This is a genomic window from Pseudomonas sp. 22526 (assembly GCF_052044735.1).
Taxonomy (GTDB): Bacteria; Pseudomonadota; Gammaproteobacteria; order Pseudomonadales; family Pseudomonadaceae; genus Aquipseudomonas; species Aquipseudomonas piscium.
The window spans coordinates 1-23,047 of the sequence record NZ_JBQENK010000015.1; the positions used below are offsets into that span (position 1 = coordinate 1).

A 23,047-nucleotide genomic window follows, 5' to 3' on the forward strand; every position below is an offset into this window, starting at 1 on the left:
GTCCTGATCGACCGAGAAGCCGGCGACCAGTGCCGAAGCCACGCCCGCATTGAGCGTGCCGCCACTCCAGGCGATGTCGCTGTTGGCGGTGTGCGATACGGTCACCATGTCGGTGCTGTCCAGATCGGCAAAGCTTAGGGCGCCGCTGTCGCTCAATGTGGCCGCAGCGTTACCTTCGTTCATCGCGCCGGTGGTGTCGGCAATCGTCAGGGTTGGTTGATCGTTGGTGCCGGTGAGGGTAATGGTCACGGTCTGTGTCGCCGAGGCAGCGTTAGCTGTGCCACTGTCATCGGTGGCAACCACCGTGTACGAGAAGGTGATGGTTTCATCGGCGCCGAGGAAGTCGAGGTTCTGGCTGCTGCTGTAGTCCCAGCTGTCCTGATCGACCGAGAAGCCGGCGACCAGTGCCGAAGCCACGCCCGCATTGAGCGTGCCGCCACTCCAGGCGATGTCGCCGTTGGCGGTCTGCGACACGATCACCGTGTCGGTATTGTCTACATCGGCAAAGCTCAGGGCGCCGCTGTCGCTCAGAGTGGCAGTGCCATCACCTTCGTTCATCGCGCCGGTGGTATCGGCAATCGTCAGGGTTGGCTGGTCATTGGTGCCGGTGACAGTGACAGTCACCAGTTGAGTGTCCACACCACCGAGGCCGTCACTGACCTGCACGCTGAACACCTCATCATGACTTTCGCCCGCCTTCAACGACTGCACGGCACTGGCAACGCCATCGGTGCCGTTGGCCAGGGTGTAAGTCCATTGGCCGGTGCTGTCGACGGCGATCGAACCGAAGGCGCCCGTATTTGAACCGGTGATGCTCCAGGTGGCGGTGGCATCGTGATCGATGTCGGCCGAGCTGAATTGGCCGCTGACGCTAAGGGTGGTGTCCTCTTGCACGGCACCGGCATCGTTGCCGATGGCGAAGCTGAGTACGGGCGCGTCATTGCTGCCGGTGACGGTCACGGTCACCAGCTGGGTATCCACGCCGCCCAGACCGTCGCTGACCTGAACGCTGAACACTTCATCATGACTCTCCCCCGCCTTCAACGACTGCACCGCACTGGCGACACCATCGGTGCCGTTGGCCAGGGTGTAGGTCCACTGGCCGGTGCTGTCGACGGCGATCGAACCGAAGGCACCCGTATTTGAACCGGTGATGCTCCAGGTGGCGGTGGCATCGTGATCGATGTCGGCCGAGCTGAACTGGCCGCTGACGCTAAGGGTGGTGTCCTCTTGCACGGCACCGGCATCGTTGCCCGTCGTAAAGCTGAGCACTGGCGCATCGTTGCTGCCGGTGACGGTCACGGTCACCAATTGGGTATCCACGCCGCCCAGACCGTCGCTGACCTGCACGCTGAACACTTCGTCGTGACTTTCGCCCGCCTTGAGCGATTGCACCGCACTGGCGACACCATCGCTGCCGTTGGCCAGGGTGTAGGTCCACTGGCCGGTGCCGTCCACGGCGATCGAACCGAAGGCGCCGGTGTTTGCCCCGACGATGCTCCAGGTGGCCGTGGCATCGTGATCGATATCGGTCGAGCTGAACTGGCCGCTGACGCTAAGGGTGGTGTCTTCCTGCACGGCTCCGAGATCATTGTCCGTTGCGAAGCTGAGTACGGGCGCGTCGTTGCTGCCGGTAATGGTGATGGTGACAGTCTGCGTCGCCGAAGCCGCGTTTACCGCGTCGCTGTTGTCGGTGGCGACCACTGTGTACGAGAAGGTGATGGTTTCACCGGCGCCGAGGAAGTCGAGGTTCTGGCTGCTGCTGTAGTCCCAGCTGTTCTGATCGACCGAGAAGCCGGCGACCAGGGCCGAAGCCACGCCGGCATCGAGCGTGCCACCGCTCCAGGCGATGTTGCCGTTGGCGGTGTGCGATACGGTCACCAGGTCGATGTTGTCCAGGTCGACAAAGCTCAGGGCGCTGCTGTCGCTCAGGGTGGCCGCGCCGTTGCCTTCGCTCATCGTGCCGGTAGTGTCGGCAATCGTCAGCGTCGGCCGGTCGTTGCTGCCGGTGAGGGTAATGCTCACGGTCTGCACCGCACCGTCGCCGATTGCCACGTCATAGGTCTGGGTGAGGGTCTGGCCTTCGCCCAGGAACTGCAGGGCGGCGTTGTCTACCGCGAAGTGCCAGGCCAGCGAGCCGCTGCCCGTGCCGGTGCTGTCGTTCAATGGGGCCGTAGTGAAGCTGCCCAGGTAGCCGGAAGCGCCCGGGGTGACGGTAACGCTGTGGGTGTCGATCAGGTCGGCGTCGGTAAAGGTGATGTTGCCGCTGGCCGCGTAGTCGCCGCTGTCTTCCTTGGCATCTCCAGTCTGCACGCCACTGGTGATCTGCACCTGGTCGTTGGTGCCCGTGATGGTGATGGTCACATTCTGCGTGGTCGACGAGCCATGCCCGTCACTGATGGTGACCACATAAGTTTCGCTAACCGTCTGACCCTGGGCCAGGGACTGGGCTGCCGCATTATTCAGGGTGTAAGTCCAGTTGACGGTGCCGTTGGCCGCATTGGCGGCTTCAACCACAGAGGCCAGGGCGAAGTTGCCCAGCGCTGTGGCATTGCCTCCCGCCGCTACGAAAGAGGCGGTATGCGTGTCGCTCAGATCGACATCGCTAAAGGCAATCGTGCCCGTCGCGCTGTGTGAGTCGGTCGGGCTCTGAGTCGTGAGCGCATCTTCGGTTACGCTACCGGCCTGTGCGCCGAGGCTCATCGTCACACTGTCGTTCGCACCGGCAAATTGCACCTGCGCGGTGGCCCAGCTGAGCGTGCCATTGCCGAGGCGAATCGCATACGTAAAGCTGTCTGTCAGGGACGCTCCGGCAGCAAGCGCCTGAAGTTGCGCCTTGAAGGCAGTCGATAAGGTCGCGGCGTCGTAGCCAACTTTTCCATCCGACGTAATCCAGATTTTTGCACCGTTGAAGCTGGTGTCAGAACTCGTCGCCTCAACCCTGCTTGTGTCCTGGACCAGGAGATCGGCCGGAGCATAAACCTTGGTGGCAGTAGAAAGACTGGTCGCGTTATCCAGTGACCAGAGTGTCTTGGCGTTGCCACCCAGGTCATTGGACATGACGTCCAGGTACACGACCCCCAGCAGGTCTTCAGTGATGGCCGCACTGCTCGTGCCAATGACACCTGTAGTGAAAATGTCGTCCTTCGCCTGCGGTGTATTGGAAAACGAAGTGGTGGTGCCGCCGCTGGTCGTTGTGGTGGTAGCCATGTCTTTCTCCCGAGAATGCTTTTTTTAGAATCGCCAGGTCCTGCTGACAGGACGAAGTCCCATGCTTGTACCGCTCAGGGTGTCAAGGAGCGGTGCGAGCTGATCCCGGACATCGTCGGCCGTCCGGGCCTGCGGGAAGAGGGACGCAAGTGGCGTGCAGGTGAAGAAGTTCGCCGTACTTGAAAAGCGAATCGCAGGAGCGGTCGGGCGAACATGGGCCCAAGCCTGGGGCTGCGCTGCGCATGGTGCGCAATAGCCTGAGAGCACCCATATGAAAGGGACTCCTGGATTAATGGCTGGATGAAGCCGTGTCTTGGGGTCGTTCTGATTCAGGGATACGGCCTTTCCTGATATCAGTTTGATAGTTGTTTAGTTGTGGGGTCAGGCCTTGTAAAGGTGTTAAGCGGGAGTAACAGTACGAAGTGCCAATATTCCGACGGGCGGGCATTTATTCGTCAATATTATGTCGATGTGTTTTTGGCGAAATGCTCGCAAGCACCCAACACTGGTGCGGCTCAATGAGCTGAAACCCTTATGCGGCATGGCCTGGCTGCGTCATGCCAGTGCTGGACAGCCGCAAACTGCAGCGTCAGTTGTTAAAAAGCCCGGCAGAATATTTTTCTGGCGGGCTTTTTTCATGCTGTCCGGATTTCAATCCCTGAGGAGCGGCGTCCCTGAACAAAGTTGCCTGCCCAGCGCTTTGAGAAATGTCTGATATTCGCTTCAAGGCGTTTTGCCTAGCCTGACCCCTATTCAGCGAGCGGGCCGCGGCATATTCAGCTGAGGCAGGGAGGCGGATATGAATAGGCAGGGTGTACAGGCCGGTGCAACGCCGGAGGCGGCAGGCTTCAACGCAGGCGTAAGTGCGGGTGACGAGGTGCTTCAGGCTATCCGGGGCGGTTCTGCGGTGTCGTTGCTGGAGGTGCTTGGCAGGCTCATGGACCTTGCTGGCGACAATGAGCAAATCGCACGACGGCTCATCGAGGATGTAAGGACTTACCAGATCAAAGACCTTGAGCTGTTGCGGGCGTACTGCGAACAAAACGATCGGCAAGCCATTGCCAGGCTGTGCCACAAGATGGCGGGGGCAGCTTGTGTGTTGAAGTACCAGCCGCTGATCTCCAGCTGCCAGCGGCTGAGGGAAGTCAGTATCGCAGGGGCCTGGCCGGTGCTGTTGGAAAGGGCGCAGCTGGTCGAGCAGGCGTTGCTCAACCTCAAGGACATCTGTCTTGTAGCCATACAGGATGATGGGCCAATCAATCTGAGAGAACTGCCTCGTGAGCGCTGATTCCTCTGCTGCTCTAAGGGAGTCGTGCTCGATGTCCCGCCGCAAAACCGATAAGGCGCCGATTCTGGAACGGACAGATGTCCATGCGCTGCTGGGTTTCGCAAGAGGCCTATATGATTCCTTTTTGCCTGGCTATTTCAATCAGGGCCAGAAGGTTGGTGGTGTTGAATTTCTTCAAGAGTCTTACTTTGTAAGTACTGACCGTTTTGTGGCTGATAAGCAGGGTCGCTGCAATCTCCCTATTGTTAAGACCCTGTGCCAATAATCTTAATGTGGTGATTTCCCTGTTGGTCAACTGAGAGGCGGCAATACTTTGCATCTGATTGGTGTGAATGCTTTCCTGCAACAGCAGCAGAGAGCTCTCAGGGAAATAGGTATGCCCTGATAATAATGCCTTTACTGCGTCTCCCACCTCATCCAGCGCTTCATCCTTGCAGATGAAGCCTGCAGCGCCCCCATGCAAACAGCGTACGGCAAAGTTCTTCGAGTCGCTGGACGTCAATATCAGCGTTTTTACCAGGAAGTTATTGGCCTTGAAGTGAGTGAGTACGGATAGTCCATCCAGTTGCGGCAGGTCGAGGTCAAGTATCACCAGATCCGGTTTATGTGTGCGAACAACTTGAATGGCGTCGACACCATTATCTGCCTCGGCGGCGATATGGTGTCCGTTACGTTCAAGTATGACTTTCAAGGCAACCCTGATAAGGGGGTGGTCGTCGACTATTACTATGGATCCCATAGTGCGCTCTCTCTGTGCTGGTTACATGTGTGGGTTTATATTTTTACTCTCTGTATTCGATTCTTTTCATTGAGGTTGGGCCTTTTGTTGGTGCTCGCAGGGCAGGCCGGCGGAGTAGACTCCTTTCATTTTTTATTGAGTAACTAGTTAGCCTGATTCAGGTTGCTGCGATGCGAACTCTTGGCAGAGTTCAGCTAAACGCACGCGCTGAAGAAGTACACAGTCTTGTCTCATAAGTAAAGACGAAATCAATGGGCGTTTTATTAAGATTTTTCTGATGGGTACTTCGGCCGTCTCTCAATTCAAATTCGAAGCTTGATCGGTAAGCTACGGCTTCCCTTGGGTGTCCTTTATAGGGTGCCCAAGGCGCTTGCTATTGTTGTCGACCAATCGACTTAGACTTTGAATGAGAGAGGCTTGGACTGCCATGGCTGGCATGCTTTGGTCATGGCTGGACCGGGAGGGCGATCAAATGAATTGCACTTCTTTTGCCGATCAACGTGAACAAGGAAACTATATGAAACGCACATCTTTACTATCCCTGGCAACTTCCAGCTTGATGCTTGCCGCACTTGTTCCTTCGTTATCTCATGCCACTGATGGTGTGGTTAACTTCTCTGGCAGCATCACCGACGTGACTTGCAACATCAACGGCAAGGCACCGGGTGAAGACAACATCACCAACGTGGAACTGGGGCGCATTTCTCCGACGATCTTCAAGGCCATTGGCGATGCTTCTCCGTTCAAAGGCTTCCAACTGGTGCTCTCCGGCGCGCAATGTGCCGATGGAACCAAGGTTGTCGTTGATTTTGACCAGGTGGGCAACGTCGACTCGGTGACCGGGAACCTCAAGCTGATCGGCGCGGCGCCTGCCACCGGCGTGCAGATCCAGGTGTTCAACGACGATGTTGCTGCTGGCACGAAAATCCCACTCGGTCAGTCGGAAGCCACGCCACAGGTCGCCACCGTTGCAGGCAACACTGCAACTCTCAAGTTCAAGGCGAACTACATTGCGACCGCGGCTAGCGTTGGCGCGGGTTCGGGTAACTCCTTCGTTCGATACACCCTGTCGTATAAGTAAAGGCCAGCGCCCGAGGAGTGATTCATGACGCCGAAAGCGCGTATTTTTTCTTCTTTCGTTCTTGGCGTCATGTTCTTGGGCGTATGTTCTGGAACCCTACAGGCGTCGGTAGTCATTCAGGGCACTCGGCTGGTTTATCCGTCGGATGCTCGTGAAGTTACAATAAAAATGAACAATACCGGTGCAACTGCTTCGTTGGCTCAAAGTTGGATTGATGAGGGCGATTCAACTAAAGGCCCTGAGGAAATAAAGGTTCCATTTCTGCTGTCCCCTGCGGTCATTCGTCTGGATCCGGAGAGTTCGGCTTCACTGCGTGTTTCCTATACGGGTGAAAAGCTTGCAGAAGATCGGGAGTCCTTGTTCTGGCTCAATGTGCTGGAAACACCTCCGCGCAAGGAAGTCGATGAAAATGTCTTGCAGTTTACCTTCAGAACCCGAATCAAAGTGTTCTTCCGACCCAAGAACCTGAAGTCGGATGTGGACTTGGTGGCGAACAAACTCGATTGGCAATTCAAACAAGCCAGTCATCCGGATGAAAAAGGCAATGTGGAGAGTCGCCTGGGAGTTCAGGTAAGCAATCCGACGGCGTATTACGTTTCTTTCGGCAAGATCGAAGTTGCTCTGGATGGGCGGCGGGTTGCAGTTAAAGATGAAATGATCGCGCCTTTCAGTAGTGGGTTTTTTCCATTGCCTGAACGTGCTCCTCAGACTTATCGCAAAGCCTCTGTTCATTACGAAGTCATTAACGACTTCGGTGGGCGGCGCGTACTTGAAAAACCGTTATCTCTGTAACTTTTCTCACCCTGCAGTTTTTTGTCATCTCCATGACTTGGCTGCATGCCGGTATCGAATATGTTGAACGTCCAGCGTAGTTATCTGGTTGTTTTTGCTTGTGCGTTAGTTTCGTACGGTTTGAGTCCAGGTCGGTTCTTTCTATGTCTTTTTTCTACGGCGGCTATTGTCATGACGACTGAAACATGGGCTGGAACTGCCACTGCCGAGCCTGTGGGGCAGGGCGTGGTGTTCGACTCGCAGATGTTGTTTCAGACCGAAGGCGCACCCATCGATACCAGCCGCTTCGAGCGCCAGGGCTTTCTCATTCCGGGCAATTACCGCATCGACCTGTTGGTCAATGGTCAGTGGCGTGTCACGCAGAACATCGAGTTTCGCGACACTCACGGGCCGCAAGGGGGCCGGCCTTGTTATGAGCGTTCGTTGCTGCTGCGCGCCGGTATCGATCTGGACAAGGCGGTTTCGGCGCAACCTTCCGCCGAAAGCATGCCGGAGGGCATCTATTGCGCCGACCTGGCTCGCTACATTCCTGGCCTCACCACGAAGATCGATCTCAAGGAGCTGACGATCGATCTTTCGGTCCCGCAGTATTTCCTGCAGAAGAACCTGTCGAAAACCTACGTCGATCCGGCCAACTGGGATCATGGCGTTTCCGCGGGGCTGCTCAACTACAACACCAACCTGTTCAGCGTGCAAAACAGCGGCCGCACCATGACCAATGGTTATGCCGGGCTGAACATGGGGCTCAATGCCGGCTCGGTGCGCTTGCGGCATAACGGCACCCTGACCTGGTCGCCGCAATCGGGCGGCCATTATCAGCGCGGGCAAATTTATGCCCAGACCGAGCTGCCGTCCTGGCGCTCGCAACTGCTGGTGGGGGAGAGCGCCACCGATGCCGATCTGTTCGACTCGGTATCGTTTCGCGGGGTACAGCTGTCCAGCGACGACCGGATGCTGCCCGACACCGAACGCTTTTACGCGCCGGTGGTGCGCGGTACGGCCAGCTCGAACGCCAAGGTGTCGATTTATCAGCGCGGTTATCTGATCTCCGAAACCTCGGTGGCGCCTGGGCCGTTCGAGATCAGCGATCTGCAGGCCGCCAGCTTCGGTGGCGACCTGAGCGTTACCGTGACCGAGGCCAACGGGAAGAGCAGCAGCTTCACCGTGCCATTCGCCACGACTGTGCAGTTACTGCGCCCTGGAAACTCCCGGTATGGCGTCACCGCCGGCCAGATCATCGATCCCGGGCTGCGCGGCAGTAACCAGTATGTGCTGCAAGGGACAGCCCAGCACGGTCTGGATAACGACATTACCGGATACATCGGCAGCGCTGTCACGGGCAGTTACATGTCGGTACTGATGGGGAGCGCGCTCAATACCGATGTGGGGGGCTTTGCCTTCGATGTGACCCAGGCCAAAACCAACGTGCCCAGAAGGGGCCGTCTGAAGGGGACGAGCCTGCGTCTTTCCTATAGCAAGAACCTGCCCAATAGCGGTACCAACTTCTCGCTGCTGGCTTATCGCTACTCGACCAGCGGCTATCTGGGGCTGCATGACGCGGTCGCGTTGCAGGACTTCGTCGAGGGTGGCGGACGGGCGGAAGCCTTCTCCCGCATGCGTGACAGGCTGGATGTGAACGTCAGTCAGCAACTGAAGGCTACTGGCGGGCATTTCTATGCCAGTGGTTCGGCGCTCAATTACTGGAATAGACAAGGCAAGGCCCTGAGCTTTTCCACGGGTTACAGCAATCAGTGGCGGGGCAACAGCTATTCCTTCGCGGTACAGCGCACGTTGGGACAGAACCGGTATTCAGGGCGTCGGGCAGTCAGTAGCAATACGACCTTGAGTTTGACCCTTACCATCCCGCTGGGCCGCGAGACCCGGGGCGCAACGCTGCTCAATAACTACGCCAGTCACGACCAGAGTACGGGAACTCATCTGACCAGCGGTGTTTCCGGGACAGTGGACGATGCGGGCAAAGCCTCCTATGCCGTGTCCGTTTCCCGCGATGACCGGCAACGGGAAACCAGCCACAACGCCAGTCTCAACTATGCCTTGCCCCAGGTGGCCTTGAGTTCCAGTTTTTCCCAGGGCAGCGATTACCGCCAGGGTTCCATCGGCGCTTCCGGTGGCCTGATCCTGCACCCCGGCGGCCTGACGTTCGCCCAGACCCTGAGCGAAACCATCGGCCTGGTCTACGCGCCGCATGCCCAGGGCGCGGGGGTCGGCTACAGCGGGGCGCGGGTGAACGGCAGCGGCTACGCCGTAGTGCCCAGCCTGACGCCGTTCCAGCTCAACACCGTGGATATCGACCCGCAGGGCATGCCCGACGATGTTGAGCTGCAGGCGAGTTCGCGCAATACCGCGCCGGTGGCGGGGGCCGTGGTGATGCTGTCCTACCCGACCCGCAAGGCCCGCTCTTTCCTGATCAACAGCCGGCAACCCAATGGCGCGCTCTTGCCGTTTGCCGCGATCGCCACCGACGCCGAGAGCGGAGTGGAAATGGGCGCGGTCGGCCAGGGCAGTCGCCTAGTGCTGCGCAGTGAAAAGGACCAGGGCTCGATCCGTGTCGAATGGGGCGATGAGCCCGGGCAGCAGTGCCTGATCGATTACCGCCTGCCCGAGCGCGATGCAGCCTCTGCCAAGGCGGCTGAGGCCAAGGGGTATGAGGTGTTCGACCTGCCATGCCGCCCGGTACCGCCCGACACTGCCGGGGCACCCGCTCCGGCGAGGAACGGCTGATGCAGCAGGCATGCGGCTTGTGCTGCCCCTCGGCCATGGCTCGGCGGATCTGTGGCGGACTGATGTCGGCCTGGCTGCTGTTGCTGTGCGCCGACGCCCAGGCGGCGCTGGCCATTACCGGCACGCGCTTCATTTACCCGGCGAATGCCCCGGCGTTGACGGTCAGGGTCGGCAATACCGGCGATGCGCCGATCCTCCTGCAATCCTGGCTGGACCGGGGGGATACCCGCGCCGACCCGAGCCGTCTGACGGTGCCGTTCGTACTGTCGCCACCCATTTCCCGGCTGGACCCGCAACAGCGCAGCGCCCTGGTGGTGCGTTACACCGGCGAACCCTTGCCCACCGATCGCGAGTCGGTGTTCTGGATCAACTTCCTCGAAGTGCCACAGGTCACGACCACCGACAGCAATCTGCTGCGCCTGGCCTACCGCATGCGCATGAAGCTGCTGTACCGCCCTTCAGGCCTTGCCGGCAAGGCGGACGAGGCCATCGGGCAAGTGCGCTGGAGCCTCGACCAGGCCCCCGGAGCGGACGGGCAGATGGCGCTGCTGGCCACCAGCCGGGCGCCTTACTACGTGTCCCTCCCGCAGCTGGAGCTGGGCAGCGGGGCTCAATCGATCAGTTGGCAGGGAATCACGCTCGAGCCTTTTGGCACGACGCGTATCGCCCTGCCCGCAACAAAAAAGGCAGCCGTCGCCAGCGCGACGGTCGTTCGTTACCAGGTGGCGATAGACAGCGGGGAGACGCTGAGTGGAAGTGCGCGGTTACAACAGTAGTTTTGCGATGAGCCGGTCCGGGGCAATGGCCCAGCAGCGTGGCGGTGGTCGATCGTCCGAGGGCGCGAGCCTGCGTGGTTGGTGTTTTGCCTTGGTGGCGTTGCTGCCATTGGCAGTGCCCAATACCGCCCTGGCCTTGCAGGTGCCTAACGCCGGCCAGGCGATGCGTGACATCGAGTCGGTCCAGCCGGCCCAGCCAACCCCTTCGGAACTGGAGCTGGAGCTGCCCAAGGCCGAGACACCTGCCGCGCCGGTTGCCCCGGACACCTCCGGGATCCGGGTGCGGGTCGAGACGTTTGCCGTCGAGGGCAACCAGGTTTTCAGCACCGAGCGTTTGCAGGGGTTGCTGGCCGACCTGCAGGGGCAAGAGCTGGACCTGGCCGGTTTGCGTGCAGCAGCGCAGCGGATTACCTCCTACTACCAGAAACAGGGTTATGTACTGGCCCGGGCTTTCCTGCCGCCCCAGGACATTGAAAACGGCCTGGTGCGGATCGCCGTGGTCGAGGGGCGTTACGGGCGTATCGAAGTGCAGAACCGTTCGCGCGCCCTGGACCCGGTGATCCAGGCGCCGCTGTCGTCGCTGAACAGTGGCGAGGCGGTATACGACGCGGACCTGGAACGCAGCCTCCTGCTGTTGAGCGACCTGCCCGGGGTCCAGGCTCGAGGCACCTTGCGCCCTGGTCAGGAGTACGGAACCACCGACCTGGTGATCGATACCGAGCCCGGGCCGCTGTTGAACGGCACCCTGGAGGCGGACAACTTCGGCGGTTACTACACCGGCGAATACCGCCTGGGCGGCAGCCTCAACCTCAACAACCCCTTGCGCCTGGGGGATCAGCTCAGCCTGCGGGCGATGCGCAGCGACGAGTCGCAGCGCTACTACCGCGCGGCCTACCAGTTGCCGGTCGGTCCCTGGTCGACCCGCATCGGCGCGGCGTACTCGGAAATGAGCTACCGCGTGGGCAGGAACTTCGAGGTCCTCGACTACCACGGCGTCGCCAGCTTTCGCAGCCTCTTCGTCGCCCAGCCGCTGGTGCGCAGCCGCACCTTCGACCTCACCGCGCAATTGCAATACGAAGACAAACGGCTGCGCGACGATATCGACCTCCACGAAATCAGCAGCCGTAAACGGATCGGCCTGTGGACCCTGAGCCTCAACGGCAACAGCCAGGACCGTTTTTTCCGGGGGGGGCAGAACTTCTTCGATCTGTCCTACGGCAGCGGCCGGTTGCGTTTCGGCGACCGCGAGGAAGAGGTCCGCGACGGTCGTACCGCGGGCACCTCGGGCGAGTTCGCCAAGCTCAACCTCAATGCCGCGCGCCTGCAACGCCTGAGCGATCGCTTCCAACTCTATACCCGCCTGAGTGCGCAATGGGCCAACAGCAACCTGGACAGCTCGGAAAAACTCGGCCTTGGCGGTCCCTACGGTGTGCGCGGCTATCCGTTGGGTGCCGGCAGCGGCGACCAGGGCTGGCAGGCCAGCGCCGAGCTGCGCTACGCCCTGGCCCCGCGCTGGCAGCTCAGCGCCTTCGCCGACAACGGCACCGTCAAGGTCAACCGCCAACCCTGGACCTCAGAGAGCAATACCCGCCGGATCACGGCGACCGGTATCGGCGCCAGTTGGGCGGGGCCTTCGCAGCAAATCAACCTGACGCTCGCCTGGCCTCTGAATGACAACGGCAACAACCCGGAAAAGCCAGAGCGCCGCCCCCGGGTTTGGATGAACGCGACGCAATATTTCTAGTACCTGCTCGTAGCAGGAGTGGTGTCGCTCTGCAAATGGTTTGCAGAGCGTTCTTTAGTGAAGAGGGCGTTACCGTGAACAAAATGTATGCACTGGTTTGGAACCAGGCCCTGGCATGCTGGAATGTGGCTCATGAGGGCGCGCGGCGCCGGCGCAAGTCGGGTGCGCGCAAGGGCATGGTCGTGGCGGCTGTCAGCCTGCTGGGGGTGGGCGCCATGTCGTCGGCATTCGCTTTGCCGACGGGAAACACCCATGTCTCCGGGGAAGCCAATATCCTGACCTTCAACGATGGCAAGGAAATGTCGATCAACCAGAAAAGTGACAAGCTGATCACCAACTGGAACGACTTCAGTGTCGCAAAGGGCGAGAAGGTCTCCTTCCACCAGCCCACTAAAAGCTCGGTTGCACTGAACCGCGTCGTCGGTACCAATGCCAGTAACATCCAGGGCCGGATCGATGCCAATGGCCAGGTGTTTCTGGTCAACCCCAATGGCGTCGTGTTCGGCCAGGGCGCCCAGGTCAATGTGGGTGGTCTGGTGGCTTCGACCCGGGACATTGCCAATAAAGACTTCGAGGCTGGCAAATACAATTTCTCGGGCAGCTCACCGGCGGAGATCATCAACAGCGGCAGCATCATTGCCGACGAGGGCGGCAACGTGGCGCTGCTGGGGACCAGCGTGCGCAACAATGGGGTGATCCAGGCGCAAATGGGCCGGGTGGCGCTGGGCGCGGGGGACAAGTTCACCCTGAATTTCGACGGCAACAACCTGCTCAACCTGCAAGTCGAGGGTGCCGCAGTGGATGCCCTGGTAAAAAACGGCGGCCTGCTCAAGGCCGACGGTGGCCAGGTGCTGATGACTGCCAAGAGTGCCGGCGCCATGTTGCAGACCGTGGTCAACAACCAGGGCACCATCGAGGCCAACACCCTGCGTGGCACAGCCGGCAAGATCACCCTCGATGGCGGCGATATGGGCAAGGTCCTGGTGGGCGGGGCGATGACCGCCAGCGCCATCGGCACTGTGGGCAACGGCGGTGCGATCGAGACCAAAGGCGCGAATACCGAGGTGCAACTGGCGACCCGGGTCAATACCCAGGCCAGCAACGGCCAGACCGGCAGCTGGAAGATCACCTCGAGCGAGATCAAGGTCAATCCGACGGCGGCATCGGGCAGCGACACGGCCTACGCCGATACCCTGTCGAACAACCTGGCGACTACCCATATCGAGCTGGCCAGCAGTGTCGGCGATGTGGCGGTGGGCGGTCCCGTCACCTGGAACAGCGGCAATCAGCTGAAGCTGTCTTCCAAGGGCGATATCAAGGTCGATGGCGGGCTGGCCAGCAGCGGCATCAAGGCCCGGGTCGAGATGAATGCTGAAAAAGCCATCCAGCTCAACGGCAACCTGACCCTCAGTGGTGCCAATTCCAGCCTCGGGATGAACCATGGCAGTGGCTATGCCCTGGGGCAGAACGCGAAGGTCACCCTGTCCGGTACCGGGGCTTCGTTCGATTCGAACGGCGCGCTCTACGATGTCATTCAAAACACCGCCCGGCTGCAGGCGGTCAGTAACAACCTCAATGGCCTGTATGTCCTGGGGACCGACATCAAGGGTAGCGGCAACTTCAAGTCCATTGGCGGCAATGGCGCTTTCGCCGGCGTCTTCGATGGCCTGGGCAATACCATCAGCGGTTTCACCGTGACCAATACCGGGCCTATGGTTGGCCTGTTCGCCGGTAACTCGGGCAGTATCAGCAACCTGAAACTGGCCAACATGACGGTGAATGGCACCACTTCTGGAACTGGTTTCAGCCATATCGGCGGCCTGGTGGGGCGAAACACCGGCACTCTGACCAACGTCAGCGCCACAGGCTTGCGCGTCTACGCCAACGCCTCGAACACCAACGTCGTGGGTGGGCTGGTCGGGTTCAATGCGGGCGGTGCCATCGATCGTGCGTCGGTGGGGGGCAACTCCTCCGTGAATGGCAACAGCTACAGCACATCGCTGGGTGGCCTGGTCGGTGAAAACGTTTCGGGTGTGAGCGGCTTCGCACGCATTACCAACAGTCTGGCGAATGTCGCCATCGGCGGGTATCTGGCGCGCACCCTTGGAGGTGGTGCGGGCGGCCTGGTCGGGACCAACAGGGACGGTTATATCGCGAACTCCTCCAGCAGCGGTTCAGTCGGCGGCAACTCGTGCAGTTATGTCGGCACGAATATGGGCGGGTTGATCGGTTACAACCAGGCCGGTACGGTCGAGCGGTCGAGCTCCTCGGCAACGGTGCAGGGTAAGGGCGCCAGCAATATTGGCGGCCTGATCGGGTTCAACATCAACAGTACGGTCAGGGACTCCAGCTTCAGCGGTACGGTCAAGGGTTTCGGCAGTGCATCGGCAGGCGGGTTGATCGGTTACAACCAGAGCAGCACGCTGAAAGAGGTCAACACCAGCGGTACGGTCTACGACGGCTCGGGCACTCATGTGGGTGGCCTGGTCGGTCAGAACCGCTACGGCACAATGGACACCGCTGAGGTCCAGGCCAATGTCACCGCGGGCGCCAACAGCAATACCGGTGGGCTGATCGGCAGCAACTACGGCGGTTATGTCAGCCATGCCGTGGCCCGTGGCAAGGTCATGGCCGGTAACAACAGCCATGTCGGCGGGCTGGTTGGTTACAACGACGGCGACCTGACATCGGTGGAAGCCAGTGGCGATGTCCGGGGCGGTACCTACAGCTTCGTGGGTGGCCTGGTGGGCACCAACGGTCGCAACCTGATCTCCGTTATCGAAACCGCGACGGCCAAGGGCTCTGTCTATGGCGACCAGCACAGCGTCATCGGCGGGCTGATCGGGCAGAACTATGGACAGGTCTCCAACGCCTTGTCCCTGGGGGCCCTGAGCGGTAGCTACTACTACACGAAGCTGGGTGGCCTGGTGGGGTTGAACATGGGCCAGGTCGATCAATCGAGGGCCTCCGGCAAGATCAACTTCTCGAACAATGGGCTGCAGACCTATGGTGGCCTGGTCGGCGTCAACTACGGGACCATGGACAATAACGCGGTCTTGGGCGAGGCGGCCCAGGTGCCTCTGGCCGGTCTCAACTACGGGGAGATCACTAGAACCCATCGATAATCCGCTGTCGCGGATGGCCGCTACGCCATGCCAATGCATGGCATAGCGGTTTTTCCGGGGTTCTCCCCCCCCTTTTTCAGGATGATTCGCGTGGCGGGTCATCGTTGCATCCCAGGCCCGGGTCGTGCCAGCCAACTGCACGGCAGCGGACGTCCGGGCAACCCAGAACACGGAGAATGGCCCATGCTCTTTCCAATGGCATTCAGGCCCGCGGGCCTCAGGCGCAGGTTTTACCCTGGCCTGCGGGCAGCGGCCTGGCTGCTTCCTGGCCTGGTCGCTGGCACGGCGCAGGCGGCGCTGGTGCAGAGCCAGGCTATCGAGTGCACATTCAGCAACGGTGCCGGCAGGCCGTGGAAAGAGATAACGCCTTTGACCAGCGCCACGCCGGTCGGCTCGGTCCTGCATCAACGGCCAGTCTCTTTGATCACCAACTACCGGTATGGCGGCTCTTCCGGAAACGTCGCTCATGAGCTGGTATCCGCCGGGTACTGGACCAAGGGCACACCGCTGTCCGATGGCATAGCACCGACCAATATCAGCGGCATCGGTTTCAAGATATCCGCGAGCTCTTCGGACGGCACCACCCGGGAGATCGGCCAGACCACCAAACCCATTGCCCTGGAAAAAGACTCTGTCGAGTTTGATTCCAGCGCGGGTCAGAGTCAGCGCTCGACTATGGTGACCAACTATATCCAGTCGCTGATCCTGACGGTTCCCCCCAGCCAGTTGCCCAGTGGCGAACTGATCGTCGATCGCATCGATGGCAGCTCCAGCCTGATGCTCTATGCGGTCGACTTGCTCAAAGGCGTCGTGAGCCTGGGAGGAGAAGTCACCATCCCGACCGACGACATCCCCCGCGGCATCTGCCGCGCACCCTATGCCTTGATGGGGCCTGCCATCATCAATATGGGCGGAGGCGGGATCACCATCCCCAAGACCTGTGTGGTGGAGTCCTACAAGACCATCCCGGTGAAGCTCGGGCGTTTCTCCCTGGCGGACTTTCCCAAGGTGGGCTCCACCTCGTCGCCGGTGTCGTTCCGCATCGAGCTGAGCCAATGCGCATTGAACGCCAAGCCGCAAATCACCTTCACCGACAAGGTCGCCGGCCACACCGACCCCTCGGTGCTCAACCTGAGCGCTTCGCCCAACAGCGCCAAGGGCTTCGGCATCGTCATGATCAACGACCTGAACCAGCAGCGGATCAAGTACGACGACACCCCCTACGACATGCAACGGGTGGGCGACAGCGCGATCATTCCCCTGCGTGCCGGCTACATCCGCACCGGCAGCGATGCCGAGCTCAAGGTCGGCGATGCCGATGGCGCGGCGGAGTTCACCTTTACCTTCCCTTGAGTCATTCAGGCTTGAACCAGGCCCCTTCGATGGCGATAGACGCCGTTGCGGGGCCTTTCTACACTGGGCTCCGACCTGGGGATGGAGCACGCGGATGAATCGCAACGAACTGCGCAAGGCCGATATCAACCTGATGGTGGTGTTCGAAACCCTGATGCTCGAGCGCAATGTGACCCGGGCGGCGGAGAAGCTGTTTCTCGGCCAGCCGACCATCAGCTCGGCGCTCAATCGCCTGCGCGCGATCTTCAACGATCCGCTGTTCATTCGCGTGGGCCACCGGATGGAGCCGACCGCCCGCGCCGAGGAGCTGATCCAGCACCTGTCGCCGGCGCTGGATGCCTTGTCCTCGGCCTTGAGCCTGACCCACGACTTCGATCCGGCCAGCAGCACCATGACCTTTCGCATCGGCCTGTCCGACGACGTCGAGTTCGGCCTGTTGCCGCCACTGTTGCGGACCTTGCGCCAGGAAGCGCCGAAGGTGGTGTTCGTAGTGCAGCACGCCGACTACTGGCGGATCCCGGACCTGCTGGCCGCCGGCGACATCACCGTGGGCATCAGCCAGACCCGTGGGCTGCCGGCCAACGCCAAGCGCAAGCTGCTGCGGCATATCCAGCCCAGCGTGCTGCGCGCCGATGCCAGCGATACGCCGCTGACCCTCGACGAATACTGTTCCCGTCCGCATGTGCTGGTGTCGCACACGGCCAATGTCAGCGGCTTTGCCGATGAGTGGCTGGCCGAGATCGGCCGGCAGCGCCAGGTGGTGTTGTCGGTGCCGCAGTACAGTGCGCTGCCGGCGTTGCTGGCGGGGACCGACATGATCGCCAGCCTGCCGGACTACGCGGCGGCGGCCATGGCCGCGTCGGGGCAGTTGTTCCAGGAACCGTTCCCGTTCAAGACCCCGACCCTGGACCTGTCCATGGTCTGGCTCAGCCATGTCGATACCGACCCGGCCGAGCGCTGGCTGCGTTCGCGGCTGGAGGCCTTCATGAGCGACCGCGACGTGGCGCCGCCCAAGGCCCATTGAGCTTCTTAGCCCTTGGTAGAGGATTCAGGCAGGCGGTTGCGGGGCGTGTAGTATGGAGCGCCTTTTTCCTCACCTTTCAGGGAGCTCTGCCATGCCTCATCTGCATATGGAATACACCGCCAACCTGCCGCAACTGGATGCCGACAAGGCCTTGCTGCGGTTCAACCACGCGTTGGTGGCGTCCGGGCAGTTCGCTGAATTCGACATCAAGAGCCGCGCGCGCAAGGTCGAGACGTTTCGCGTCGGCACCGGTCTCGGCGAGCGGGGGTTCGTGCATGTGAAGCTGTCGCTGCTCAGCGGGCGTTCGCCGGAAATCAAGAAGCAGCTTTCGCAAAGCCTGCTGGCGGTGCTGCAGGAACTCTGCGAATGGCCGGCCGGCGTCGAGTTGCAACTGGCGGTGGAGATCCTGGATATCGACCGTGAGTCCTACGGCAAGCTCAGCATCGGTCACTGAGCCGGAATGCGGCAGGGCCTGAACCTACAATAGGCCCTGCTGCGCGCAGACCTTGACCACCTGCTCGCGGAACCAGGTGTTGGCGCTGTCCTGGTCGGTGTGTGCGCTCCATTGCATGTCCAGGGTAAAACCCGGCAGGCCGTTGGGCGCTTCGCAATGGCTGAACACCGCGTCGTTGGTCAGCAGCGCCTGGATGCGCCGTGGCAGGGTCAGGATGAAGTCGGTGCCGGTGATCATCTTCAGCGCCGCGCTGTAGCTGTTGGAGCGCGCGACGATCTGCCGCCGGTGGGCCTGGCGGGCCAGCCAGCCGTCGACCATGTTGGTGGTCGAGGTCCAGGGCGTGGGGTAGACATGCCGGCGCTCGACGAACGACTGCAGGCTGAAACGCGGCTCCAGCGGCGGCGTCGCGCGTTTGTCGAAGACACACACCAGGTCATCCTCGAGCAGCATCTGCGACTTGAGGTCCGGGTGGTTGTGGTGAAAGTTCGGGCCGAAGCAGATCACCAGGTCCAGGCTGCCGTCGCGCAGTTCATCGGCGGGGATATCGGTTTCCAGCTTGTGCACATTGACCGACACCGGCAGGTCGGCGAAGTCGAAGCCCTTGAGCAGGCGGGGCAGGATCAGCAGTTCGAAATATTCCGGCGCGCAGACGTTGAAGGTGACGGCCTGGCGGGTCGGGTCGAAGGCCTGGACCCCGGAGTGGCACAGGTTGATGCTCTCCAGAACCTTCAGCACGTGGCTGTACATGGTGGTGGCTTTGTAGGTCGGACGCATGCCGGTGCGGGTGTTGATGAACAGCTCGTCCTCGAAGCCGGTGCGCAGTTTTTTCAGGCAGTAACTGACGGTCGACTGACTGACGCACAGGGTTTCCGAAACCCCGGTCACGCTGCTTTGCTCGTACACGGCGACGAACACCATCAGGTCCTGCATGTCGAGCTTTCTAAGCAAGTTACTGTTCAGCATCAGTTCCGTCTCGTTAAGCACCTCGCGCGGTCGTGCGCAAACTCGCCTGATGCTAACGGAACGATCGTCCTAATTGAATCCTTGCCCCGGGGTTTCACGGATAACGAGGGGACAATTAATTCCGATAACACGACCTGCGCAGTGTGGCGCAGCGCTTGGCGGCTTGTCCCTGTGCCTGGTGCTTCAGCCGGGCACGGGGACCGGCCGGCGGCTGCCGAGGATCAGCGCGAGCATGCCCAGGCCCACCAGCAGCGCGCCGAGCAGCTCGCTCGGCAAGGGTTGCCGGCCTAGCCCGAACCAATGGAAGAGGGTGATGAACAGGGTGCTCAGGTAGATGTAGGAAATGACTGTGGCCGGCGCGATCACCCCGATGGCCCGGTGCAGCAACCAGAAGGTCGCCAGGGTGGCGAACAAGGCCAGGTACAGCAGCCACAGGCCGTCGTGGAAAGTGAGCAGGACGGCGCTGCGCCAACCACCGCCGGGCAGGCAGAAGGCGAACAGGAACAGCGCGCCGAACAGCATGTTCCAGAAGGTCATGGCGGCCGGGCTGCGGTCTTTCAGGCTGGTGGCTTTCAGCCGTTGGCTCAATGGCGAATAACAGGCCATGGCCAGGCAACCGACGCCATACACGCCGAGCGCGTAGAGCGACGGCATGCCCTCGGCGCCGCCGCCCTTGAAGGTCAGCAGCATGGCTCCGGCGGCCGCCAGCAGCATCGGCAACAGGCGGTTTTTCGCGTTGTTGCCGCTTAGCAGAACGCCTTCGAACAGCAGGGTCAGCAGCGGCACCAGGGCAAACAGGATGCCGGTGTTGACCGCCGAGGTATGCCGCAGCGCCTCGAACAGCGAAGCGAAGTACACCGCCAGCAACAGGCCCAGCACTGCATGCGCCCGCAGCCCGGCGCGGGTGATCCGGAATGCGCCGTTGAGCCACAGCGACGGCACGAACATCAGGGCCGACAACAGCAGGCGCAGGCCGGTCAGCAGGAGTGGGTCGACGACCTGGCTGACCTGGGCCGCGGCGAAGAACGAGGCGGCGATCAGCACCGCCCACAGCAGCATGCCGAGATGGGCGTTGAGAAAACTGGCAGGTTTCATGGACGTGTTCCCAGGGTCATTGGAAGTGCCGGTGGTAATGCCGCGGATCGAAGCGCAGGACCATCAGGATCATCAGCGCCATGACCGCGGTCAGCGACCACCAGGCCCACTCGAAACTGCCCAGGCGGTCGCGGATGATCCCGGCGAGCAGCGGCGACAGGCCGGCGATCAGGTAGCCGATGCCTTGCACGAAGGCCGTCAGGCCTCCGGCGCGGCGCGGATGGTCCAGGTGGTCGAGGGACACGATCAGGCTCATGGGGAACAACCCGCCGATGCCTAGGCCGAGCAGGCACGGCCAGAGCAGGCTCAGGTGCTGCGGGCTGAGGATCAGCCCGCAGAAGCCGGCGATGATCAGCACCAGCAACGCCACCAGCACCAGGCGGCGGTCCTGGCTGCGGTTGGCGATGGCCGGCGTCACCAGGCCCGAGACCACCTCCATGGCGGTGAGAAACCCCAGCAGCAGGCCGGCGTTCTGTTCGCTCCAGCCCTGCTCCACGTAATAGGGGGCCAGCCACGCCAGGACACAGGTGTAGGACGCCGTGCCCAGGCCGAAGAAGACCGCCAGCAGCCAGGCGCGGCGGTTGCCGGCAAAGGCTTCGTGGCGGGTTGCGACGCCCGGCAGTTTCGGCATGGCCGCCCGTTGCGCGTACCAGAACAGCAGCGCCACAACCGCCAGCGCCGCCCAGATCGCCAGGCCCAGGCGCCAGCTGCCGGTGCGGCTCATCACCAGCGGGGCGAAGGACGCCGCGACCGCCGCGCCGCCCATGATCGAGGTGACGTACAGGCCCATGAACAGCGCGACATTGTCGGCAAAGCGCGACTTGATCAGCGCCGGCATCAGCGCCTGGATCAGGGCGATGCCGAGGCCGGCGAGCACGGCGCTGAGGATCAGCTCGGCGGCCGAATCGAGGAACAGCCGCGACAGGGTGGCCAGGCCAATGACCAGCAGCGAAACCACCACGCTGCGGTGCTCGCCCAGGCGCTGGGCGATGCGCACGCCGAAGAACATCGCCAGGCCCATGGCCATGACTGGCAGCATGGTCAGCAGCGCGGCGCCGCTGAAGCTCAGGGCGATATCGCCACGGATGCCGGACAGCAAGGGGCCGACGGCGGCCATCGACGGCCGCAGGTTCAAGGCCACCAGAATCACGCTGAGCATCAGCCAGAAGGCGGGGCGGGTTGTTGCGCGAACGTTTTCCATGATCAGGCCTTGAAGAATTCAGGCGCTGATTAGGCGGGGAGGGGCGTGGTCGGGGCAAATCAGAAAGTTTGCAGGACTATCTAAAAATTAAATAACACCTGTAGCCGCTGCCGCAGGCTGCGCTGGGCTGCGAAGCGGCCCCCAAACCTGCGCAAGCGGTCTGTCTGAAGTACCGCGTTGCCGGTTCGCCAGTCCTGCGGCCTGGATCGCAGCCTGCGGCAGCGGCTACAGGGGGATCAGAACGGCTTGGTCGGCAGGTACTTGCCATCCAGGGTGATCACCGCGCGGGAACCGCCTTCCGGGTCTTCGACTTTCTTGATGTCGAGCTTGAAGTTGATGGCGCTGATGATGCCGTCGCCGAACTGCTCGTGGACCAGCGCCTTGAGGGTCGAACCGTAGACCTGGAGCATTTCATAGAAGCGGTACACCGTCGGGTCGGTGGGGATGCCGCCGGGGATGCTGCCGCGCGATGGGATGCTTTGCAGCAGGCGGCTGGCGTCCTGGTCCAGGTCGAGCTTGCTGCAGACCAGGTCGGCGGCCGCGGCCGGCAAGGCGTGCTGGCCGAGCAGGGCGGCGGTGACGAAGGCCAGGCTCAGGCCGGTGCCGTCGGTGAGTTGTTGCCACGACAGGTTCTTGCGCGCCTTGGCATCGATGATGGTGTCGGCCAGGGCCAGGCGTGGGGCTTGGGCGAATTGGGATTGCAGCATGTCGAGTTCCTCTTGGGGATGGTGAAACGGTTGTTGAAAAAACGGTGTTAAAAAAGGCAATGCTTAAGCCGCGTCTCGCGGTTTGCCGACCAAGGCGCAGGTGTCGGGGTGTTCGGCCAGGGACACGAAGCCCTGGCTCGGGCCGTCCAGCGCGGCAATGTCGCCGCTGGCGATGTCATAGACCCAGCCGTGCAGGTTCAGCCGGCCCTGTTCCAGGGCCAGGGCGACCGCGGGATGCGTCTTCAGGTTAGCCAACTGGGCGATCACGTTTTCCCGTACCAGGGCATTCAGGCGGGCTTCGTCCGAGGCGTGGCTGCGGGCGGCATTGACCACCTTGGCCGACTCGGCATGGCGCAGCCAGTTGGCCACGGCCGGCAGGTGGTCCAGGCATTTGCAGGTGGAAATGGCGGTCATGGCGCCGCAGTCCGAATGTCCGCAGATCACGATGTCGCTGACCCCGAGCACGGCCACCGCGTATTCCACCGTGGCCGACACGCCGCCCGGTTCCGGCCCGTAGGAGGGCACGATATTGCCGGCGTTGCGGATCACGAACAGATCACCCGGTTCCTGCTGGGTCAGCAGTTCCGGTACCACTCGGCTGTCGGAGCAGGTGACGAACAGGGTGCCGGGGTTCTGGGTGGTGGCCAGCTGCTTGAACAGCTCGCTGCGTTTTGGAAAGGCTTCGCGCTGGAACTTGAGAAAGCCGTCGATGATGTGCTGCATGGTGGTTCTCCTTGCATCGCTGATGGCGCA

Annotated in this window: 17 protein-coding genes; 10 read left to right on the plus strand and 7 right to left on the minus strand. The window is 61.5% G+C overall.

All coding sequences use genetic code 11. From position 1 onward, the window contains the following. The coding region (locus ACTJKT_RS21690; protein WP_440788516.1) for a beta strand repeat-containing protein at positions 1-3,210 on the minus strand (3,210 nt) is incomplete at its 3' end. A 799-nt stretch (positions 3,211-4,009) separates the two neighbouring features. Here ACTJKT_RS21690 and ACTJKT_RS21695 point away from each other — a divergent pair. Next, positions 4,010-4,498, plus strand: coding sequence for an Hpt domain-containing protein (locus ACTJKT_RS21695; RefSeq protein ID WP_440788518.1), 489 nt, complete (start codon positions 4,010-4,012; stop codon positions 4,496-4,498). A 109-nt stretch (positions 4,499-4,607) separates the two neighbouring features. Here ACTJKT_RS21695 and ACTJKT_RS21700 read toward each other — a convergent pair whose 3' ends face one another. Next, positions 4,608-5,237, minus strand: coding sequence for a response regulator (locus ACTJKT_RS21700; RefSeq protein WP_440788520.1), 630 nt, complete (start codon positions 5,235-5,237; stop codon positions 4,608-4,610). 517 nt (positions 5,238-5,754) lie between these two features. Between ACTJKT_RS21700 and ACTJKT_RS21705 the strand changes: the two genes are divergently transcribed. The 9 genes from ACTJKT_RS21705 to ACTJKT_RS21745 all read left to right on the plus strand — a co-directional run bounded on the left by ACTJKT_RS21705 (position 5,755) and on the right by ACTJKT_RS21745 (position 18,328). Continuing rightward, entirely contained in the window at positions 5,755-6,318 is a 564-nt protein-coding gene (locus ACTJKT_RS21705; RefSeq protein ID WP_440788611.1) for a fimbrial protein, read from the plus strand. Between the two features lie 24 nt (positions 6,319-6,342). Further along, the gene (locus ACTJKT_RS21710) at positions 6,343-7,110 is read left to right on the plus strand and encodes a fimbrial biogenesis chaperone (protein WP_440788521.1); all 768 of its coding nucleotides are present in this window, start codon (positions 6,343-6,345) and stop codon (positions 7,108-7,110) included. Between the two features lie 171 nt (positions 7,111-7,281). Next, positions 7,282-9,852: a fimbria/pilus outer membrane usher protein gene (locus ACTJKT_RS21715; protein ID WP_440788523.1), complete on the plus strand. Its 2,571-nt coding sequence runs from the start codon at positions 7,282-7,284 to the stop codon at positions 9,850-9,852. Beyond that, complete coding sequence (locus ACTJKT_RS21720) at positions 9,852-10,628, plus strand: fimbrial biogenesis chaperone (protein WP_440788525.1); 777 nt, start codon at positions 9,852-9,854, stop codon at positions 10,626-10,628. The genes ACTJKT_RS21715 and ACTJKT_RS21720 overlap by 1 nt, the downstream gene beginning before the upstream one ends. Before the next feature lie 25 nt (positions 10,629-10,653). Further along, positions 10,654-12,372 carry a ShlB/FhaC/HecB family hemolysin secretion/activation protein gene (locus ACTJKT_RS21725; RefSeq protein ID WP_440788612.1) on the plus strand — a complete coding sequence of 573 codons (1,719 nt, stop codon included), beginning with the start codon at positions 10,654-10,656 and terminating at the stop codon, positions 12,370-12,372. A gap of 74 nt (positions 12,373-12,446) precedes the next feature. Further along, complete coding sequence (locus ACTJKT_RS21730) at positions 12,447-15,497, plus strand: two-partner secretion domain-containing protein (protein ID WP_440788527.1); 3,051 nt, start codon at positions 12,447-12,449, stop codon at positions 15,495-15,497. Between the two features lie 369 nt (positions 15,498-15,866). Then, complete coding sequence (locus ACTJKT_RS21735; protein ID WP_440788529.1) at positions 15,867-16,850, plus strand: fimbrial protein; 984 nt, start codon at positions 15,867-15,869, stop codon at positions 16,848-16,850. A gap of 94 nt (positions 16,851-16,944) precedes the next feature. Then, positions 16,945-17,874 (plus strand): LysR substrate-binding domain-containing protein, encoded by a 930-nt coding sequence (locus ACTJKT_RS21740; protein ID WP_025805040.1) that lies wholly within the window; start codon positions 16,945-16,947, stop codon positions 17,872-17,874. A gap of 91 nt (positions 17,875-17,965) precedes the next feature. Beyond that, positions 17,966-18,328 carry a 5-carboxymethyl-2-hydroxymuconate Delta-isomerase gene (locus ACTJKT_RS21745; protein ID WP_440788530.1) on the plus strand — a complete coding sequence of 121 codons (363 nt, stop codon included), beginning with the start codon at positions 17,966-17,968 and terminating at the stop codon, positions 18,326-18,328. A 24-nt stretch (positions 18,329-18,352) separates the two neighbouring features. On the opposite strand, the gene ACTJKT_RS21750 is transcribed toward ACTJKT_RS21745, so the two are convergent. From ACTJKT_RS21750 to ACTJKT_RS21770, 5 genes are all read right to left on the minus strand, one after another. Continuing rightward, on the minus strand, positions 18,353-19,291 hold the full coding sequence (locus tag ACTJKT_RS21750) for a LysR family transcriptional regulator (RefSeq protein WP_025805042.1): 939 nt from the start codon (positions 19,289-19,291) through the stop codon (positions 18,353-18,355). 183 nt (positions 19,292-19,474) lie between these two features. Continuing rightward, a complete protein-coding gene (locus ACTJKT_RS21755; protein WP_440788532.1) occupies positions 19,475-20,386 on the minus strand; it encodes a DMT family transporter in 912 nt (303 codons plus the stop codon). Positions 20,387-20,402: 16 nt separating this feature from the next. Further along, the gene (locus ACTJKT_RS21760) at positions 20,403-21,587 is read right to left on the minus strand and encodes a cyanate transporter (protein WP_440788534.1); all 1,185 of its coding nucleotides are present in this window, start codon (positions 21,585-21,587) and stop codon (positions 20,403-20,405) included. Positions 21,588-21,823: 236 nt separating this feature from the next. Continuing rightward, positions 21,824-22,294 (minus strand): cyanase, encoded by a 471-nt coding sequence (gene cynS, locus ACTJKT_RS21765; protein WP_009042607.1) that lies wholly within the window; start codon positions 22,292-22,294, stop codon positions 21,824-21,826. A gap of 63 nt (positions 22,295-22,357) precedes the next feature. Beyond that, positions 22,358-23,017, minus strand: a complete 660-nt coding sequence (locus ACTJKT_RS21770; protein ID WP_440788536.1) for a carbonic anhydrase — start codon at positions 23,015-23,017, stop codon at positions 22,358-22,360. Between the last annotated feature and the right edge of the window lie 30 nt (positions 23,018-23,047).

What these genes read in the sequence shown, in the direction of transcription:
- ACTJKT_RS21740 (WP_025805040.1), top strand. Translation starts at nt 16,945, where the DNA reads ATGAATCGCAACGAACTGCGCAAGGCCGATATCAACCTGATGGTGGTG.
- ACTJKT_RS21700 (WP_440788520.1), bottom strand. Translation starts at nt 5,237, where the DNA reads ATGGGATCCATAGTAATAGTCGACGACCACCCCCTTATCAGGGTTGCC.
- ACTJKT_RS21710 (WP_440788521.1), top strand. Translation starts at nt 6,343, where the DNA reads ATGACGCCGAAAGCGCGTATTTTTTCTTCTTTCGTTCTTGGCGTCATG.
- ACTJKT_RS21695 (WP_440788518.1), top strand. Translation starts at nt 4,010, where the DNA reads ATGAATAGGCAGGGTGTACAGGCCGGTGCAACGCCGGAGGCGGCAGGC.
- ACTJKT_RS21715 (WP_440788523.1), top strand. Translation starts at nt 7,282, where the DNA reads ATGACGACTGAAACATGGGCTGGAACTGCCACTGCCGAGCCTGTGGGG.
- ACTJKT_RS21770 (WP_440788536.1), bottom strand. Translation starts at nt 23,017, where the DNA reads ATGCAGCACATCATCGACGGCTTTCTCAAGTTCCAGCGCGAAGCCTTT.
- ACTJKT_RS21750 (WP_025805042.1), bottom strand. Translation starts at nt 19,291, where the DNA reads ATGCTGAACAGTAACTTGCTTAGAAAGCTCGACATGCAGGACCTGATG.
- ACTJKT_RS21705 (WP_440788611.1), top strand. Translation starts at nt 5,755, where the DNA reads ATGAAACGCACATCTTTACTATCCCTGGCAACTTCCAGCTTGATGCTT.
- ACTJKT_RS21745 (WP_440788530.1), top strand. Translation starts at nt 17,966, where the DNA reads ATGCCTCATCTGCATATGGAATACACCGCCAACCTGCCGCAACTGGAT.
- ACTJKT_RS21720 (WP_440788525.1), top strand. Translation starts at nt 9,852, where the DNA reads ATGCAGCAGGCATGCGGCTTGTGCTGCCCCTCGGCCATGGCTCGGCGG.
- ACTJKT_RS21755 (WP_440788532.1), bottom strand. Translation starts at nt 20,386, where the DNA reads ATGAAACCTGCCAGTTTTCTCAACGCCCATCTCGGCATGCTGCTGTGG.
- ACTJKT_RS21725 (WP_440788612.1), top strand. Translation starts at nt 10,654, where the DNA reads ATGGCCCAGCAGCGTGGCGGTGGTCGATCGTCCGAGGGCGCGAGCCTG.
- cynS (WP_009042607.1), bottom strand. Translation starts at nt 22,294, where the DNA reads ATGCTGCAATCCCAATTCGCCCAAGCCCCACGCCTGGCCCTGGCCGAC.
- ACTJKT_RS21760 (WP_440788534.1), bottom strand. Translation starts at nt 21,587, where the DNA reads ATGGAAAACGTTCGCGCAACAACCCGCCCCGCCTTCTGGCTGATGCTC.